This window comes from Mycobacterium palustre, from assembly GCF_002101785.1.
Lineage (GTDB): Bacteria > Actinomycetota > Actinomycetes > Mycobacteriales > Mycobacteriaceae > Mycobacterium > Mycobacterium palustre.
On the sequence record NZ_LQPJ01000109.1, the window covers coordinates 137122 to 153346 of the forward strand.

Consider the following 16225-nt stretch of genomic DNA (forward strand, 5'->3'; position numbering starts at 1 on the left):
ATTGACTACGCACGCGTGTTGGATGCGTCTCGGATCCACGCCGGACCGCGGTAACCGATCGGTTTCACGCCACCAGAAGGGACCACCACCGGATGCGAGACCGCCTCGATCTGAGCCTGGCTGCTCGAACGGCCAACCCGATCCACGCCGGCAGCTGCGACGCCTCAGTCGGCTGGTCGACCAGCAACGCCAGCGAAGCGTTGCCCGGAGTGGCTTCGCCGTTGACGTGGTCGATCTTCGGTGACGGCGTCGAACGGTCCATGCGGGGCGCCTTCGCCGACATGGGCGTCTTGCGTGAATCCGAATGCGTGGTGCCCGAGCGTACGGAGCAACGACTGTGGGCCCTTTGGTACGGACGGGCGGCCGGCAACCTCAACACGTTTCGGTTCGTCGGCGACCGTACCCCTGGCACGAGCGGCGACGCGGTGGAGGAGCAGATCTTCGGCCGCGTCCGCCCCGGCGTTACGTCGAAAAAGGTCTATACCCGGTACCCGATCGTTGCGGTCAAGATGCCCTACAACGCTACGCGGTGCGCAGCGCGGCTGCGCGAGGCCACTGCCAGCATCTACCCCTGGTGGCAACGCTCGGTCGGCGTCGGGCGGCCCGATGAGCTGACCAGCGCCCGAGTTTTGTTGCGGGAGGCGGTGGTGAGGTTCGAGCGCGTGATGCGCCCCCACACCCTGGCCGCAATGCTGTGCCAATCGTTGTATGACCAGATCCGCGCGGCGGCTGCACGCGCGCAGCGGCCTGGGCTGGAGATCTCTGTGGTGACGGGGTACGGCGACATGGCCGAAACGGCCGTGGTCGCCGACCTGTGGGCCGTCTCCCGCGATCGGATGTCCGTTGAGGAATTCATTACCCGACACGGTTTCCACGGCCCCAACGAAGGCGAGCTCTCCGCACGGGTCTGGCGGCTCGATCGGGCACCGCTCGACCGACTGGTGAGCGCCTACCGCGAGATGCCGGACGACCGCGATCCCCGTCATGTCGTCACGGCGCGCGGCGTCGAGCGCCGTCGGGCAGAGGCCGAGCTTCTGACAGCGCTGCCGCGCTGGCAGCGTGGGCCGACACGCGCGCTGCTCGCCATTGCGGCGAAACTGATTCCGTTGCGCGGCGTCGGCAAAGCGTCGTTTTTGCAATGCCTTGATGTCGCTCGCGCCGCCGCGCGAGTGTGCGGTGAGATCCTGACTCTCGACGGCGTGCTAGCCGAACCCGAAGACGTGTTCTTCCTGACGGTCGACGAGCTCACCAGCGCGTCGCTGCCACCGGATCTGTCGGCGCTCATCGCCACACGACGGGCGGTGACCGAGGAATATCGCAAACTTGGCATACCTGAGGGGTGGCAGGGTACCCCCGAACCGTTCCTCCTGGAATCGAGGATGGAGCGGTCGGACGATCAGGTCAGCGGCGCCGCCGTGTCGCCCGGAATTGTGGAGGGCACTGCCAAGCTGATCTTGGACCCCGAAGGCGATGACGAACTCGAGCCGGGGGAGATCCTGGTGTGCAAGACCACGGACCCCAGCTGGGCGTCACTGATGATGTTGGCCTCCGCGCTGGTGATCGACATCGGCGGAGCGATTTCCCACGGCGCGATAGTGGCCCGCGAGCTCGGCATCCCGTGTGTGATCGGGACCCGAACCGGTACGCAGGTCCTGCGTACCGGCGACCGGATCCGGGTCGACGGCGGGCGCGGAGTGGTCGAAGTCCTCGCACGGGCAGGGAGCTAGCAGTTGTCCACAATGTTCTCGACGTCGCATCTCGGCCTGGCCGAGGTGTCCAACCCGCTGCGGGTTCCGCCCGACGCTGATCACTTCGGCGATCCCCGGCACGATGTGGTGCGCTGGAACGAGACGACGTTCTTCGAAGCGTGGTCGCCGGAGACCGGAGTCGGAGTGTTCCTGCACATGGGCCGTTATCCGAAAGATCTCGACCTGTGGTGGTGCCAGGCGATCACATATCTGCCCGACGGGAAGGTCACCTCCGACGTGCACTGGGGTCGCAATCCGGGCGCCGGGGCCGATACCGGCAATTTGGGCATCGAGGTCACGGACCCGTTGCGCCGCTGGGTGATTCGTTACGACGGTGCCGGTGAGCTGACCGAGAGCCACCGTCTGACCCGGGGGCTGTCCGGGGCGGGCATCCACATCCCGGTGCGCTGGCGCCTCGACGCCGATGCCGCGGGACCCGCCTGGAACCTGCGGCCTCCACCCGACGGTCAGATGCCCGATTTCGCACAGTCGAGCCACTCCCAACAGACCTACCGGGTCAAGGGCGCGGTCACGGTCAACGGGGTCGAGTACGGCCTCGACGGCATCGGCTGCAACGACCACTCGCGCGGTGTCCGAGATCTGACGCACTTCGCCGGCGACCAATGGGTGGTCGCCGTGATGCCTGGCTATACCTTCCATGTGATCAACGTGTGGAACGCCGATGACGAACCCATCCTCACCACCGGTGCCTGGTTTGACGAGCGGGGCTACCGCGACGTCACCGCGCATCGGCATCCTGACTACGACATCAGTGGCAAGCCAAGCAAATTCGAGCTGCTCGTAAACGACGCGGGCGAGGTTCGCCGCTTCGGCGTCGAAGTCCTGCACGGCTGCACCATCTGCGTAACCCAAGCGCATGACAACCTCAACGGCGTGGGTTGGGACCTGCCGGGAGATACCGTCGTGCTGGGTGAATCACCGATTCGTATACGCGACGACAGCGGACGGATCGGCTACGGGCACCTCGAGCGGGCGATTCGCCTCGACCGCGCGCGACGCCCGGCTTGAGGTCACTTTTTCGCACACCGTATACGTCGCGAGCCTCAGTCTTTCGCGGCGTGCTGGTGCGGTTCCGATGTCGGCGGGAAGGCGAGCATGTCGACAACTCCGCGGACGAATTCGTCGGTGGCGTCGATACCGTGCGGATCGTCCCAGCGCGCGGTGAACAGCGTGCGCATGAGGATGGCTCCGCCCAGCGCCTCGATCAATGCGATCGCTCCGGTATTGGGCGGAAGGGCGGCGGCCGCGCCGGCGGCATCGAGCGCGCGGATGCCGAAATCGAGCTCTTCGTAGAACCGTTGCGACAGGCGCTGATAGAGGTCGGGAACCTGCTCGGCGTCGAGCGCAAGGCGGATCAGCGCGCGCCCGAACCGGCCGGTGTATTGGCGACGCATCTGAATGCCGATGTCCAGCAACAGTTCCCGCGGCGCCAGCTCGGCATCCTCGGGGGCGAACTTCGGGGACCCGGTCGCGAACGCTTCGCTGAGCAGATCTTCTTTCGATGACCAGCGCAGATAAAGGGCCGCTTTGCCGATGCCGGCCCGCCGGGCAACGGCGTGCATCGTCAGCCCAGACCAACCACGTTGGGCGTAGATGTCCAGGGTGGCCTCAAGAATTCGTTGATCGATATCGGGATTGCGGGGCCGGCCGGGGGCGCGTTCAGGCGGCACGGTCACGCTGTCACCACCGCCTGAACTGCGGCCGCACGGCGTTGCGACGGTGGAACCTTCCCGTGCCTGGGTGCGATCTGCAGATCGACGTCCTTCATTTGCCATCCGTTCGTCGGACCCAAAAGACCCTATCGCGCGCCCGGTCAGCATGCGGGGTTGACAGTGCGCATTCTGCTTCGTTATATATCAGACTATAGATGTCCGAAATGATGGGGGTCCCAGCCACGCCGATCTTCCGTCCGGACCGGATCCGCCCGACAGGGAGGCGATCATGATCGACGCGACACTGACTCACGGGGCCGTCAGCGCTCACCAGCTCGCTCTGAAAAGCCTTCTGACTCAGCGATTGTGCGTGTGGAGTGGGCCCCTGCTGATTGTTCTCACAGGTTCAGCGATCTGGCTGGTCATGGGTTTCATCCCGCCACCGTCGCCCAGTGCCAGCGCCGAGCAAATCCGTGAGATGTACATCGCCCATCAGACGAGGATAAGGGTCGGACTGATCCTGACCGTGGTGTCTTGCGGGCTGGCGTTCCCGTGGGCAGTGGCGATCGCCGTACAGATGCAGCGCATCGAGGGGCGGTGGAGCCCAATGGCGCTCAGTCAGCTCATCGCGGGGGTGGCGCTGCCGTTGCTCTACATCATGCCGGTGATGGCATGGGCGAGCGCCGCGTTCCGGCCCGACGAACGCCCTGCCGAACTCACCCGTTTCGCCAACGACCTCGGTTGGTTTCCCTTCGTCGGAGTCGGTTCACCCGCGTTCATCCAAAGCATCGCGATCGCCATCGTGACATTGCGAGACATCCGGCCAAATCCGGTCTTCAAACGCTGGGTGGCTTACTTCAACATCTGGTGCGTCCTGCTGTTCTTCGCCGGAGCGCTCATCTACGCCTTCAAGTCCGGCCCGTTGGCCTGGAACGGCGTCGTCGCCTTCTGGATCCCGGTAGTGGTGTTCGTGGCGTGGATCTTCGTCATGACGTACGTGCTGCTGGCCGCGATCAACGACCAGGAGGACGAGCTAAACGCGACGCCAGCAGGCATCGTCGAATTCGAGTCCGATCTCCAGCACCAGGTCAATCGACTCTCCTCGGAGCTGGAATCGATTCGGCAGCTCATGAGCAGGCAGCCCGCGCCGGCTCAGGGCAGCTGATCCAGCCGGACCCGCTCAACCGTGGGCATCGTCCAACGCAAACCAGACCGGATTTGGCCGGACACAGGCCGTGGCGGCGGCCATGAAACCTCGCCCTTTCTGAGTTTGCTAGGGCGCCGGCCAAAGGCTGGACCACACCAGTTGACCCGTGGTAGAAACCAGCCACCGTGTTTTTAATTTTGCTTAAAGCGAACGGTTCGCCGAGGCAGACCGGAGTGGCGCTGCGACAGCTCATCCGCAGCGTTGGAAGCCACCAACTCCGAAGCCCCGGGGTTGGACCGTGACGTCAGACACGAGAGCAGATGTCGATCGCGCCAAGAGTGCGGATGCCCGGCGAGCAGACGTTGGGATGACCAGCTCAGACACGGGGCGTCCCCTCCTGCCACGGGTGATCCGTCGGTTGGCGGTGCCGATAATCATCGGCTGGTTCGCGTTGACCGTCGTCGTGAACGTGATTGCGCCGCAATTGGAAGTGGTCGGCGAGCGGCACGCGGCGCCGATGGCCCCGATGGACGCGCCGTCGATGAAAGCAATGATGCGTCTGGGCCACAACTTCAAAGAATTCGACTCCAACAGCACGGTCACGATTGTGCTGGAAGGTCAACAGGAACTCGGCGCCGCCGCACACCATTACTACGACAACATCATCAATCAGCTGGAGCAAGATCGCCAGCACGTACAGCACATTCAGAACTTCTGGGCCGATCGGTTAACGGCGGCGGGAGTCCAAAGCGCCGATGGCAAAGCCGCCTACGTGATCCTGAACCTCGCCGGCGAGCAGGGTACGACGGTGGCGAACGAATCCGTGGAAGCCGTCAGCAAGGTCGTGGCATCTACGCCCTCGCCGCCCGGGGTGAAGGCCTACGTCACCGGATCAGCGGCGCACAGCTACGACGAGTACATGATCGGCAACGCAAGCATCAACAAGATCACTTTGTTCACCCTTGCCGCGATCGCGATCATGCTGTTTCTGGTCTATCGCTCGATCGGGACCACACTGATCCAGCTATTTATGACCCTGACCGAATTGGCGGTGTCGCGTGGCGTCATCGCGGTGTTTGGCAACTACGGGTTCATCGAGCTCGCGGTATTCGCCACCTCACTTCTGACGATGCTGGCAATCGCCGCCGGAACCGACTACGGGATCTTCCTGATCGGGCGTTACCAAGAGGCGCGCGCGGCGGGTGAGGATCGAGAGACCGCTTATTACACCACCTTTCACGGTGTGAGCCCCGTCGTACTGGGTTCTGGTCTGACGATCGCCGGGGCGGCGTACTGCCTTACCTTTACCCGGTTGCCCTGGTTCACCACGATGGGGGTTCCGGTCGCGATCGGCATGATTGTCGTCGTCGCCGCCGCGCTCACGCTGGGCCCGGCGGTACTGGTGGTGGCCAGCCGCTTTGGCCTGTTGGAGCCAAAGCGCGCCAAGCAGGGTCGACTGTGGCGGCGCGTCGGTACCTCCGTCGTGCGATGGCCCGTTCCGATCCTGGCGGCTAGTGCGGTGGCTGTCCTGATCGGCATGATCGCGCTGCCCGGATACAACACGCTGTATAGCGAGCGCTACTACTTGCCGGACAGCACACCGGGCAATGTTGGGTATGCGGCCGCACAGCGGCACTTTTCGGAGGGGCGGCTGAATCCGGATTTGTTGATGGTCGAGGCCGACCACGACATGCGCAACCCCGCCGACATGTTGGTGCTGGACAGGGTGGCCAAAAACGTGCTGCGCGTCCCAGGCATTGTGATGGTGCAAGATATCACCCGACCGCTGGGGATTCCGATCGAGCACAGCTCGATCCCATTTCTTAACAGCATGCAAAGTCAGACGACGATGCAGAATATGTCCTTCTTGAAAGAGCGGTTGGCCGACATCCTGAAGATGGCCGACGAGCAGCAGGTCGCAATTGACTCCATGCAGCGGCTGTATGAAATCACCAACCAGCTGGCTGACGCCACGCACGACACCGCGCACGACACCGAGGATACGACGGCCATCACGGATGATTTACGCGATCATATTGCGGATTTCGAAGACACGTGGCGACCGATCCGTAGCTACCTGTACTGGGATAAGCATTGCTATGACGTCCCCATCTGCTGGTCGATTCGATCGATATTCGAAAGCCTGGACGGGATCGATCAGGTCAGCGAGAAGCTGCACGAGCTGACAAAGCACATCCAACGCACCGACGTGCTCACGCATAAAACGGCCGAGCTATTGCCGCCGATGATAGCCAGCATGAAATCCACTAGGGGACTGATCCTGGCGTCGCACAGCACCCTCCAGGCGATGATCAACCAGATGGAGGCGATGAGCAACACCGGCATCGTCATGGGGCAAAGTTTTGATGCCGCCAGAAACGACGACTTCTTTTATCTGCCTCCGGAGGCGTTTGACAATGCGGAGTTCCAGCGGGGCCTGAAGCTGTTTTTGTCGCCGGACGGCAAATCCGCTCGCTTTTTCATCAACCACGAGGGCGATCCGGCAACTCCGGAAGGCATCTCGCGGGTGGATGGGGAGCGCGCCGCGGCGCAGCAGGGCCTGAAGCAGTCCTCCCTGTCGAATGCCAAGGTCTACCTGGGCGGTACGGCCGCGACCTATAAGGACATGCACGACGGCAACATCTATGACCTGATGATCACGTCGGTGGCCTCGTTGACCCTGATCTTCATGATCATGCTGGTGCTCACGCGCAGCCTGGTGGCCGCGCTGGTGATCGTCGGGACCGCGGCCAGTTCGATCGCGGCGTCTGTCGGGCTCTCCGTGTTGATCTGGCAGGATCTGTTCGGCGTCAGGCTGCACTTCTCGGTGATGCTGTTCGCGGTCATCGTGCTGCTGGCCGTCGGCTCTGACTACAACCTGCTCCTGGTCCACCGCATCAGGCACGAGATCCACGCCGGACTCAAGACGGGAACCATCCGGGCGATGGCCGGAACGGGCTCGGTGGTCACCTCAGCCGGACTGGTGTTCGCCTTCACGATGGCGGCGATGCTCGGTAGCGACGATCGCATCGTTGCCCAGATGGGCGCCACGATCGCACTGGGGCTGCTGCTGGACACATTGGTCGTTCGGACCTTGTTCATGCCCTCGATCGCCACCTTGCTGGGGCGGTGGTTCTGGTGGCCGCAAATCGTTCACCCACGTGGGTCCGACAACGTGCGCCGGCCTAAAGTATCGACTACTGACGCGCGGGATCTGTCGATTTCGTTGCAGCACTAGGTATTGCGGCCGTCACTGCCCGTATAGGGTGCCTCGCCACATGGTGACCAACGCGTCGACTGCGGACTCCTCGTCGGCAAGGGTCGGTTCGACTCCGGTCCCAGCTATGTAGAGCACTCGCTCGGTGCCCCAGAACAGGGTTGCCGCCAGCGTCCGGCTCGGCACCCGGGAAGTGACTATTCCGGCGGCGCGTTCGCGGTCGATCTCCGCAGCTCCGGCGGTGATGAAACGCTCCGTGATCGCCAACCACAGGCTGCGCAGTTCCGGCTCGCTGTGCCAGTGATGATTCGCCGCTTGGAGAACCGGGCGGTGCCGATGCCAGGCCTGCGTGACGGCCCGAATGCTGCGCTGCAGGGCCACTGTCGGCGGATCGTCGGGAGATCGGGCCAGGAACGGTTGCACCGTTTCGAAGATGTCGTTCATCGCGCGCTCCAGCAAGCCACTGAGCACCGAGAACTTGGAGGAGAAGTAGAAGTAGAAGGTCGCCCGCGAGACCCCCGCCTCGGTGAGAATCTGCGCCACGCTGACGTCGCCGAACGACTCGCGCGCCAACAAGCGCGTGGTCGCCGCGAAGATGCTTTCGGCTGCGGACGTCTCGGTGTCCGCCACCCGTCGTCGACCGACCGCACGCCGCGTCGTATCGGTCATCGCCGACATCTTACCTGCGACCCGGCCATCTCATCTCGCCCTCACCACCGGAATATAAGCGTTTTTGCAAACAGGTATACACGTTGTATGGACAACGTGTTAGTGTGAGCTGATCCACACCTGTCGGGGGGCTCGCCAGTCGCTGCTGGCAGGGAAAACGGCATTTCAGCGGTGGCGTAGGGCATTGCTAGCCAGAAAGGTCCGATATCGATGACTTCGATGCTGAGTAGTAGCAGTAGTTGGTGGCCTCTCGTTGGGGACGAGGGCTGGCCTCCCAACATCAAGCCGAGCCCGGGGGATTTCATTGCCAGCGCTCCGGCCCAGATCACCTTCTTCTTCGTGGCTGGCGCCGCAGCCGTGATCTTCGCGATGCCGTGGGCGATCAGGGCCGCTGTGCGGAGCCGAAACTACGTTCCCTTGCTCGTCCTCGCCAGCGGACTCATCTGTAGCCAGTGCGAACCCATGCTCGACATGCTGGGCCACTTGCACTGGGCCAAGAACCTGGTGCCGGCGTTCACCAACTTCGGCATCACGGTGCCCGCGCTGATCCCACTGTGCTACGTGGCATTCCTTGGCCTCGAGTCCTACTTCTGCTACTTCGTCATCCGCAATGGAGCCCACGCCCGGCACTTCGTTATGATGCTGGGCCTTGGCATCGTCACCGATGCGCTGATGGAGACGATCGGCATCAACTTGCGGACTTACGAGTACTACGGCGTGCAGCCGTACAAATTCCTTAACTTCCCCTACTGGTGGGGCTTCATCAACGGCGCCTCGTTCGTCACCATCGGCGCGATGCTGGCCTTCGCCGTACCGCGCCTTAAGGGCGCCCACAAACTGTGGCTGTTGCTGGTGGCGCCGACCGGCATGATGATGAACTATTTCGGGATCGGCTGGATTCACCTGCTCGCCCACAACTCGACGCTGCCGGTCGCGGCGCGCTGGGTGGCGACGACGATCATGATGGCGATGATGGTCGGCTGGATGTTAGTCCTACACAAGCTCGTCGGGCGCCCACGGTCCCTGCCGGCGCCTAACTGGACGCTGTGGCGGATCTTCGCCTATGGGAAGCTGACACCCAAGCGCGCGACGCGAATGGCGATGTGGCAGAAGATGTGCCAGGAAGGCGGCGTAGGCCCCGCCGACGGAATCGCCACCGATCCCGAGGACCCCACTCAGGCACTGATGGTCGGCCCGACGGTCGTCTTCGCCAACGGGGCAGATCCGAAGCCGCGTCGCCACGAAGCCTCGGTCTAAGTGACGCGCCGCGGTAAGCGGCATCGTTGCTCGCATGCTTGCAGGCCGGGAGCTACGGCAGTCCTCCCATGACACAAAGCATTCAAATGACGATGGCGATCAGCGGGGCGAGATGGACCAGGCAACCCATGCGATTCGGATCGACGCCGCGGACGAGCACTTTCATCCCCGCAGCAGCCATCCGCACTGGAACGAGAGCGCCTGGTTCGGCGTCGTCCTGCCGGAGCGCCAGACCACCGTCTATGTGTATTTCTTCCACCGTCCCAACATGAGTCTTTCGGCCGGGGGCGTGAAGGTCTGGGATCCCTCCGGGCGCAGCGAATACGACTGCCTGGGCTACGACTACAACCGTCATCTCGCGATGCCCTACGACGCGGACATGTTCGACTTCACGCTCGACAACGGGCTGTCGGTAAAGATGCTTGAACCGTTCGGCCACTTCCGGATTCGCCACCGCGGCGCGCTGCACCTCGATCTCGAGTGGCGCAAACTGACCGAGCCCTACGCATTTGGGCAGAACCAAGGTCTTGACGGTTGGACGACGGAATCCGAGGGCTTCACCAATGGCCACTATCAACAGTACGGTCGGATGACCGGCACGGTGACCGTCGGTGGCGAGGTGATCGTGGTCGACCACCCGTCGATCCGTGACCGATCGTGGGGTCCGCGCGACGCAGTCGCCGCGCGGCGGATGGAGCTGATGTGGTGCTGCGCTTCGGAGCGGAACTACTTCTCGGTGCTTGCCGTGAGTGCAAATCCGCCCGGGGCGGATGCGGTCCTCGCCGTAGATGACGCAGTCGCTTTCGGCTTCTACTGCCGTGACGCCATGGGCGCATTCGTCACCGGCGGAACATGCCGAGTCGTCGAGCGTGGACACGACCTGAGTGCCCGGCGCGCAGAGTTGCATGCCACAGATGAGCTGGGCCGCAAGCTCGATGCCACGGGGACGAACCTGAACACGCTCGTGTGGCCCGTGTACGACAGGACCTACCAGCTGTGCGCGGGGATGGAATGGACGTTCGACGGTGTGACCGCAGGGGGTGAGGACTGGTCCTGCATGCCGACCGAACAGGCACGGGCTTTGCTGCGCGCGGGTGGCCGCTGACAATTCCGTCAAGGCACCGCGCGCCGACTGCCAAGCCCGCCCGTTGCCGAAATTTAACAAGAATTATATTCTACGTCGGCACGCCTTTGTCGGCAAAACAAGGCGCGCCTGGTGACCGACGACGGCGGGGCGCCTTCGTCGATAAAGGAGCCTAATTGCCGCCAAATTCGCCACAACCCGCCATCGACCTCACCGCCGCGGAGCTGGCCGCCAGCCCGGTCCATCGCCCCGGGACCCGGCTGCGCTGGACCACGGCCAATGTCGACGAGGGCCTGCCGGGCACCGTCACGCCATTGACCTGGTCCATGTACTTCCCGCCGACCGAGGCGACAATGCGCGGTTGCTGGGTGGATCTCGGTGTACTGCCGGCATCACAGCGGCCGATTCCCGACGACGTCGATGCTCGCTTTCTCTCCGTCGCCTACGGTCGTGCCATCGCCAACCTCGACCAGATGGGAAGAATGGCCGCACGTGTGCCGGGCGGCTCGGCCGCGTTGATGGAGGCGCAGCTTTTCGGTTCCGTGCAGGGCGGCGGTGATCCGGAGCCTACCGGCCTGCGGAAGATGCGCCGCTATCCGTTCGTCGCGGCGAAATTTCCCCGCGCACTGCGAAGCGCGATGCGCGGTCTTGACCCGTGTGCCGCAGAGACCACCCGATGGTGGCGGGCTACGGTCTTCGAATCCGGCGCACTGACAGGTGATTTGGCCGTGGCCACGTTGGTCGAGGCGCGCCGTCGGTTTGAGACCATTCTCAAGATACACATGGTGCTGTCCATGGCGTGTCAGGGCGTGATGGGCCGGGTCGAAACCATGGCCACCAACGCCGGGCTCGACGGACTGCAGCACGAGCTGATCAGGAGCGACGAGGGCACAGCCGAGTTCGATTTGGTCCGCGACCTGTGGCAATTGTCCGATGACGAGATCACCATCGAGGATTTTCTGCGTCGGCACGGCTACCACGGACCTCGCGAGGGTTTGGTGGAATCGGCCGTTTGGCGGGAGGATTCGCGAGCTGTTGTCGAGCTGGTTGCCACCTACCGTGCCCGGCGACGCACCGAGAATGTGGACCAACTGGTACAGCGGCGCCGCCGCGAACATGCCGCCGCCGTCAAGCGCCTCGAGGGCGCTCTCGGTCCGATCCGGTCGATCCCGGCACGGGCTCTGGTCCGCTTTGCCGCGCATGCGCCGATGTGGCGCGAGACCGGCCGCGCGAGCATGTTGCGGGCCGTCGACGTCGCGCGCGCGGCATCCCGCATCATCGGCCGTGATCTCGCCGACGCTGGTGTGCTCGCCGAACCCATGGATGTCCGGTTCCTGACGATCGACGAGATCGCCGGCGGCGACCGCGACCGCTGGCCCGACCTGATCGATCAGCGTCGGGCGCATCATGCGATGTTCGAGCGGATCTCGCTTCCGCACGTCTTTCGCGGCGAGCCCGACTTCGAGATCACCGCTGCGCTGCCCGTCGTGGTGGCGGCGGACCGCTGTCCTGACGTGGTGGAGGGCCTTGGAGTGAGCGCCGGCATCGCCGAGGGAATTGTGCGCGTCGTTCGCGATCTCGACGACGCGGACATCGACGAGGGCACCGTCTTGGTGTGCCGGGCAACCGATCCCAGCTGGGCATCCGTGTTCCCGCTAGCCGAGGGGGTAGTCACCGACGTGGGTAGCGCCATGAGCCACGCCGCCATAGTGTGCCGCGAATTGGGCCTCCCTTGCGTTGCCGGCACCCGCAACGGGACCAGCACGTTGCGCGACGGCATGCGCGTGCGGGTAGACGGCACCACCGGTCGTGTCGAGATCCTCAGCGGCACGCCGACACCCTGACGCGCGCCGACAGCCACTTCTCAACGTGGATTGCAATGCCATGCGGTGATCGCCCACGGCTCGCACGGCGTCAGCACCAACGTCGCCTCGACTCTGACTTCGTTTCGACGTTGACCCGGTTCAATCTGACTCTGGTTGACCGTGGCCTCATGTTTGTGCCGATTCACTAGCCGGCGGCGTCCTGACTGATCCGGGCTGTCCAGCGGCCCCGCGCAGCGCGGTCAGGATCAAGTCTAGGCCGTAGCGTGTGGACTCTTCCGAGTTGCGCCCGGCGTACTCGTCGGCAAAGGATGCCAGCACAGGGAAGGTCTCAGGAGAAAGCCCGGCGAACCGATTGGTTTCGACGCCGGCCTCGGCGCGACGCGCGGCCTCGATGACGACGCAACCCATCAAGTAGCGACTCAACGTCCCGAGGGCCGCGATCGCGTCGGCGTGGGCGAGGCCGCCGTCGACCAACAGGGTTAGCAGATATTCGCGTACCCGGTCCATCGCGTCGCTGCGTGCCGAATGCGCCGCGAAAAGCTGCGCCGCTCCGGGCTGCTCCACAAAGGCGTCATGGATTCGCATCACATAGGTGCGAAGCTGCTGATCCCACGGCTGGTTCGGGTCTAGCGGGGGCGGCGGTGGCATGACGCGCTCCACCAGCGCCGACTCCAACGAATCCTTCGAGTCGAAATAGCCATACAGCGTGCGTGCCGTCACGCCCAGCCGAGTTCCGAGTCGGCGCAGTGACAGCTGATCGGGTCCACCGACCGCCAAGACCTGCAGCGCCTCGTCGACGATCTCGTCACGGCTGAGCCGCGGCTTCGGGCCCGGTGGGATTCGTTGGTGCGGCGGCGACGCCATGGCCCTCCCTGGGGATACAGAACATGCACATCGTAAGACCCGCGGGACGGCCCCGCTACGCGATCTATCCACGCTGTGTACAGTTAGCCGTGGCCGGTGTCATAGTCGACGCGCAGTGAGGGACGAGACATGGACGGACGTGACGCGCAACAGCTGCGAGACGGCGAATCGCTTGCGCCTGTTGTGCTTCCGCTTTCGCACTGCTCGCCCGAACGGACGGATCAGGTCGGTGGTAAAGCCAAAGGCCTTTATTCGCTGATTCAACTCGGCCTGCCAGTGCCTGCCGGCTTCGCCATCACCGCCGACGCGTACCGCGGTGTGATCGCGACCGCCGGTATCGGTCCGCGTATCACCGACGTGCTTGCCCGGCAAGACCTTGACGACGACAAGAAGTCGTCGGCGATCCGCGAACTGTTCTGTGCTGTGGACATACCGGTCGATCTGGCCGCCGAGATCGACGCTGCCTACGACGATCTCGGCGGTGGCCCCGTCGCCGTGAGGTCTAGCGGCATCGCTGAGGACACCGCTGCCGCCTCCTTTGCCGGCCAACACGACACCTACCTGTGGGTAGAGGGTCGCGACGCGCTGCACGAACACATCAAACGATGCTGGTCCAGCCTCTACAACGCCGGTGCGATCGGGTACCGCGGCCGCTTCCAGGTCGACGCCGACCAGGCGGCCATGGGCGTCGTGGTACAGCGTATGGTCCAGGCGGTCGCCGGCGGAGTGATGATGACGCTAGAGCCGGTCACTGGTTACCGGGGCTTAATCTTCATTGAATCCGCATACGGGCTCGGCGAGGGTGTGGTGGTCGGTGACGTTGCGGCCGACCGATTCTGGTTCGCCAAGGACGCCCTCGAAGAACCGGTGAAAATGCGGATCAGCGCGCAGTCCGCTCAATACGCGTTTGACCACGCTGCTGGGCGGGTCACTTTGCAACCTCTCGATCCCGTTGTCGGCGCGCGGCCCAGTCTCGACGTTTCCCAAGCTCGGTCGCTCGCCGAACTCGGCGCCGCGATCGAGACCGCCTTCGGTCGCCCGATGGACATCGAATGGGCACTCGACGGAGACGGTGCTCTGCTGCTCTTGCAGGCCCGTCCCGAGACTGTCTGGAGTAATCGCCCCGCGCTCGGCACTCCCAGCACCATGCACGGCGACCTAGACCCCGCACAGTTTTACTCCACGGCCAATCTCGGTGAGGCCGCACCCGGCGTGCTGTCGCCACTGACATGGTCGGTGTGGGGTCCTGCTGCGGAGATCGCCGCCCGCTATGGCTTCGTCCAGATGGGTGTGCTGGAACGCTCTCGCTCCGGGGTCCCACACGACCCGCATGACCGGATCATCCAGATCGCCTATGGCCGCGCCGTGGCCTCGGTCAGTGCGTTTTACGCGATGGGCGAACGCATTCCAGGTGCCAGTGGAGATATGCTCGCTGAACAATTATTGGGCAGCGTGCCCGAGGGCATGACCAAGGCTGCGACCCGACGCCGCTATCCGCACGTTGCGTGGAACATGCCGCGCAACTTCGCTCGCGCCAAAGCCGCTCTGGTACGCCAGAATAAAGAGATCACGCCATGGTGGACAGCCGAGCTGCTCCGCTCGCCGACGCTAAATCTCGCTGGTGCGCAAGCACAATTCCGCGAAGCTAACCGACGGTTTCAGGCAGCGACCGCGCTGCAGGCCCAGGGCAACATCGTCGGGGTGCCACCGGTTTTCGACGCGCTCCGCAAGCTCGTCGCACGTGCGGGCATGGAGGACTCATTCGGCGTGTTGACAGCCGGCGGTGGCGACCACGCTGAAACAGAAGTGGTCATTGATCTGTGGGATCTCGGGCGGGGACGCATCAGTGAGGAAGAGTTCCTGCGCCGGCACGGTTTTCACGGAACGTTGGAGGGTGATATCGCTGGTCGGGTCTGGCGCGAAGATCCCACCCCCGTCCGACGACTGGCGGCGATCTATCGAGACCAGCCTGATGACAAGGATCCTCGCCGCGCCGCGGCGCGGCGAGCCGTTGAGCGCAAGGCGGCGGAAGCCGAGCTGCTGTCGCGGATGCCCAATCCTGCCAGCCGAATGCGGGCCCGGATCGTCCTCTGGTTGGTGCGCCGCAACATGCCCATGCGCGGCATCGGCAAAGCCAACTTCCTGCGTTCGCTCGACATCGCTCGTGCGGCCGCCCGTCGCATCGGCGAAATCCTGGTTGCGACTGAAGTTCTCGACGACGTCGATGACGTCATGTACCTGACTGCAGACGAGATTTCCGGCGTCATCCCCAACGATGCGCGCACCCTGGTCGCTGAACGTCGGGCAGAACATCTCCGCTACCGGTCGTTTGACATCCCGACGGCGTTCTGGGGCGTGCCCGAACCTATCGTGGCAACGTCGACCGAACCGGGGGAATCCAGCGCCGAACTGACCGGGATAGGCGCCAGTGCCGGTGTCGTCGAGGGTGTCGCGCGCGTGATCACCGACCCGAGCTTGTCGGAGGTGCAGCCCGGAGACGTTCTCGTGGCGGCGACAACCGATCCTTCCTGGGCGTCGGTGATGCTCATCTCGGCGGCGCTCGTAGTCGACATCGGTGGAACGCTCAGCCACGCGGCTGTCGTCGCCAGAGAGCTGGGCATCCCGTGTGTTGTGAACACCGGTACCGGTACCAGGAAGTTGCGCACCGGCGACCGCGTCCGCGTCGACGGAGCCAGCGGCACCGTGGAGGTGCTCGAACGGGCGACGTGAGCAAAACCCG

11 protein-coding genes are annotated in these 16225 nt (G+C 64.1%); 8 read left to right on the forward strand and 3 right to left on the reverse strand.

All coding sequences use genetic code 11. The annotated features are described in order from the left end of the window. Positions 1–92 precede the first annotated feature (92 nt). Both AWC19_RS16565 and AWC19_RS16570 read left to right on the forward strand, forming a co-directional pair. A complete protein-coding gene (locus AWC19_RS16565) occupies positions 93–1727 on the forward strand; it encodes a PEP-utilizing enzyme (RefSeq protein ID WP_085079139.1) in 1635 nt (544 codons plus the stop codon). 3 nt (positions 1728–1730) lie between these two features. Next, entirely contained in the window at positions 1731–2777 is a 1047-nt protein-coding gene (locus tag AWC19_RS16570) for a hypothetical protein (protein ID WP_142281247.1), read from the forward strand. Positions 2778–2812: 35 nt separating this feature from the next. Here AWC19_RS16570 and AWC19_RS16575 read toward each other — a convergent pair whose 3' ends face one another. Next, on the reverse strand, positions 2813–3445 hold the full coding sequence (locus AWC19_RS16575) for a TetR/AcrR family transcriptional regulator (protein WP_158090896.1): 633 nt from the start codon (positions 3443–3445) through the stop codon (positions 2813–2815). Positions 3446–3710: 265 nt separating this feature from the next. Between AWC19_RS16575 and AWC19_RS16580 the strand changes: the two genes are divergently transcribed. Next, positions 3711–4586 (forward strand): hypothetical protein, encoded by an 876-nt coding sequence (locus tag AWC19_RS16580; RefSeq protein WP_142281248.1) that lies wholly within the window; start codon positions 3711–3713, stop codon positions 4584–4586. A 349-nt stretch (positions 4587–4935) separates the two neighbouring features. Continuing rightward, complete coding sequence (locus tag AWC19_RS16585; protein ID WP_085079143.1) at positions 4936–7806, forward strand: MMPL/RND family transporter; 2871 nt, start codon at positions 4936–4938, stop codon at positions 7804–7806. A 12-nt stretch (positions 7807–7818) separates the two neighbouring features. Here AWC19_RS16585 and AWC19_RS16590 read toward each other — a convergent pair whose 3' ends face one another. Continuing rightward, a complete protein-coding gene (locus AWC19_RS16590) occupies positions 7819–8463 on the reverse strand; it encodes a TetR/AcrR family transcriptional regulator (protein ID WP_085079144.1) in 645 nt (214 codons plus the stop codon). A gap of 210 nt (positions 8464–8673) precedes the next feature. Between AWC19_RS16590 and AWC19_RS16595 the strand changes: the two genes are divergently transcribed. The 3 genes from AWC19_RS16595 (at position 8674) to AWC19_RS16605 (ending at position 12639) form a co-directional block, all read left to right on the forward strand. After that, a complete protein-coding gene (locus AWC19_RS16595) occupies positions 8674–9711 on the forward strand; it encodes a hypothetical protein (RefSeq protein ID WP_372508671.1) in 1038 nt (345 codons plus the stop codon). Between the two features lie 112 nt (positions 9712–9823). Then, a complete protein-coding gene (locus AWC19_RS16600; protein WP_085079146.1) occupies positions 9824–10816 on the forward strand; it encodes a hypothetical protein in 993 nt (330 codons plus the stop codon). Between the two features lie 293 nt (positions 10817–11109). Next, complete coding sequence (locus AWC19_RS16605) at positions 11110–12639, forward strand: PEP-utilizing enzyme (RefSeq protein ID WP_245849050.1); 1530 nt, start codon at positions 11110–11112, stop codon at positions 12637–12639. Positions 12640–12786: 147 nt separating this feature from the next. On the opposite strand, the gene AWC19_RS16610 is transcribed toward AWC19_RS16605, so the two are convergent. Continuing rightward, complete coding sequence (locus AWC19_RS16610; protein WP_085079148.1) at positions 12787–13485, reverse strand: TetR/AcrR family transcriptional regulator; 699 nt, start codon at positions 13483–13485, stop codon at positions 12787–12789. Between the two features lie 129 nt (positions 13486–13614). On the opposite strand from AWC19_RS16610, the gene AWC19_RS16615 reads away from it, so the two are divergent. Beyond that, positions 13615–16215 carry a PEP/pyruvate-binding domain-containing protein gene (locus tag AWC19_RS16615; protein ID WP_085079149.1) on the forward strand — a complete coding sequence of 867 codons (2601 nt, stop codon included), beginning with the start codon at positions 13615–13617 and terminating at the stop codon, positions 16213–16215. Positions 16216–16225: the final 10 nt, after the last annotated feature.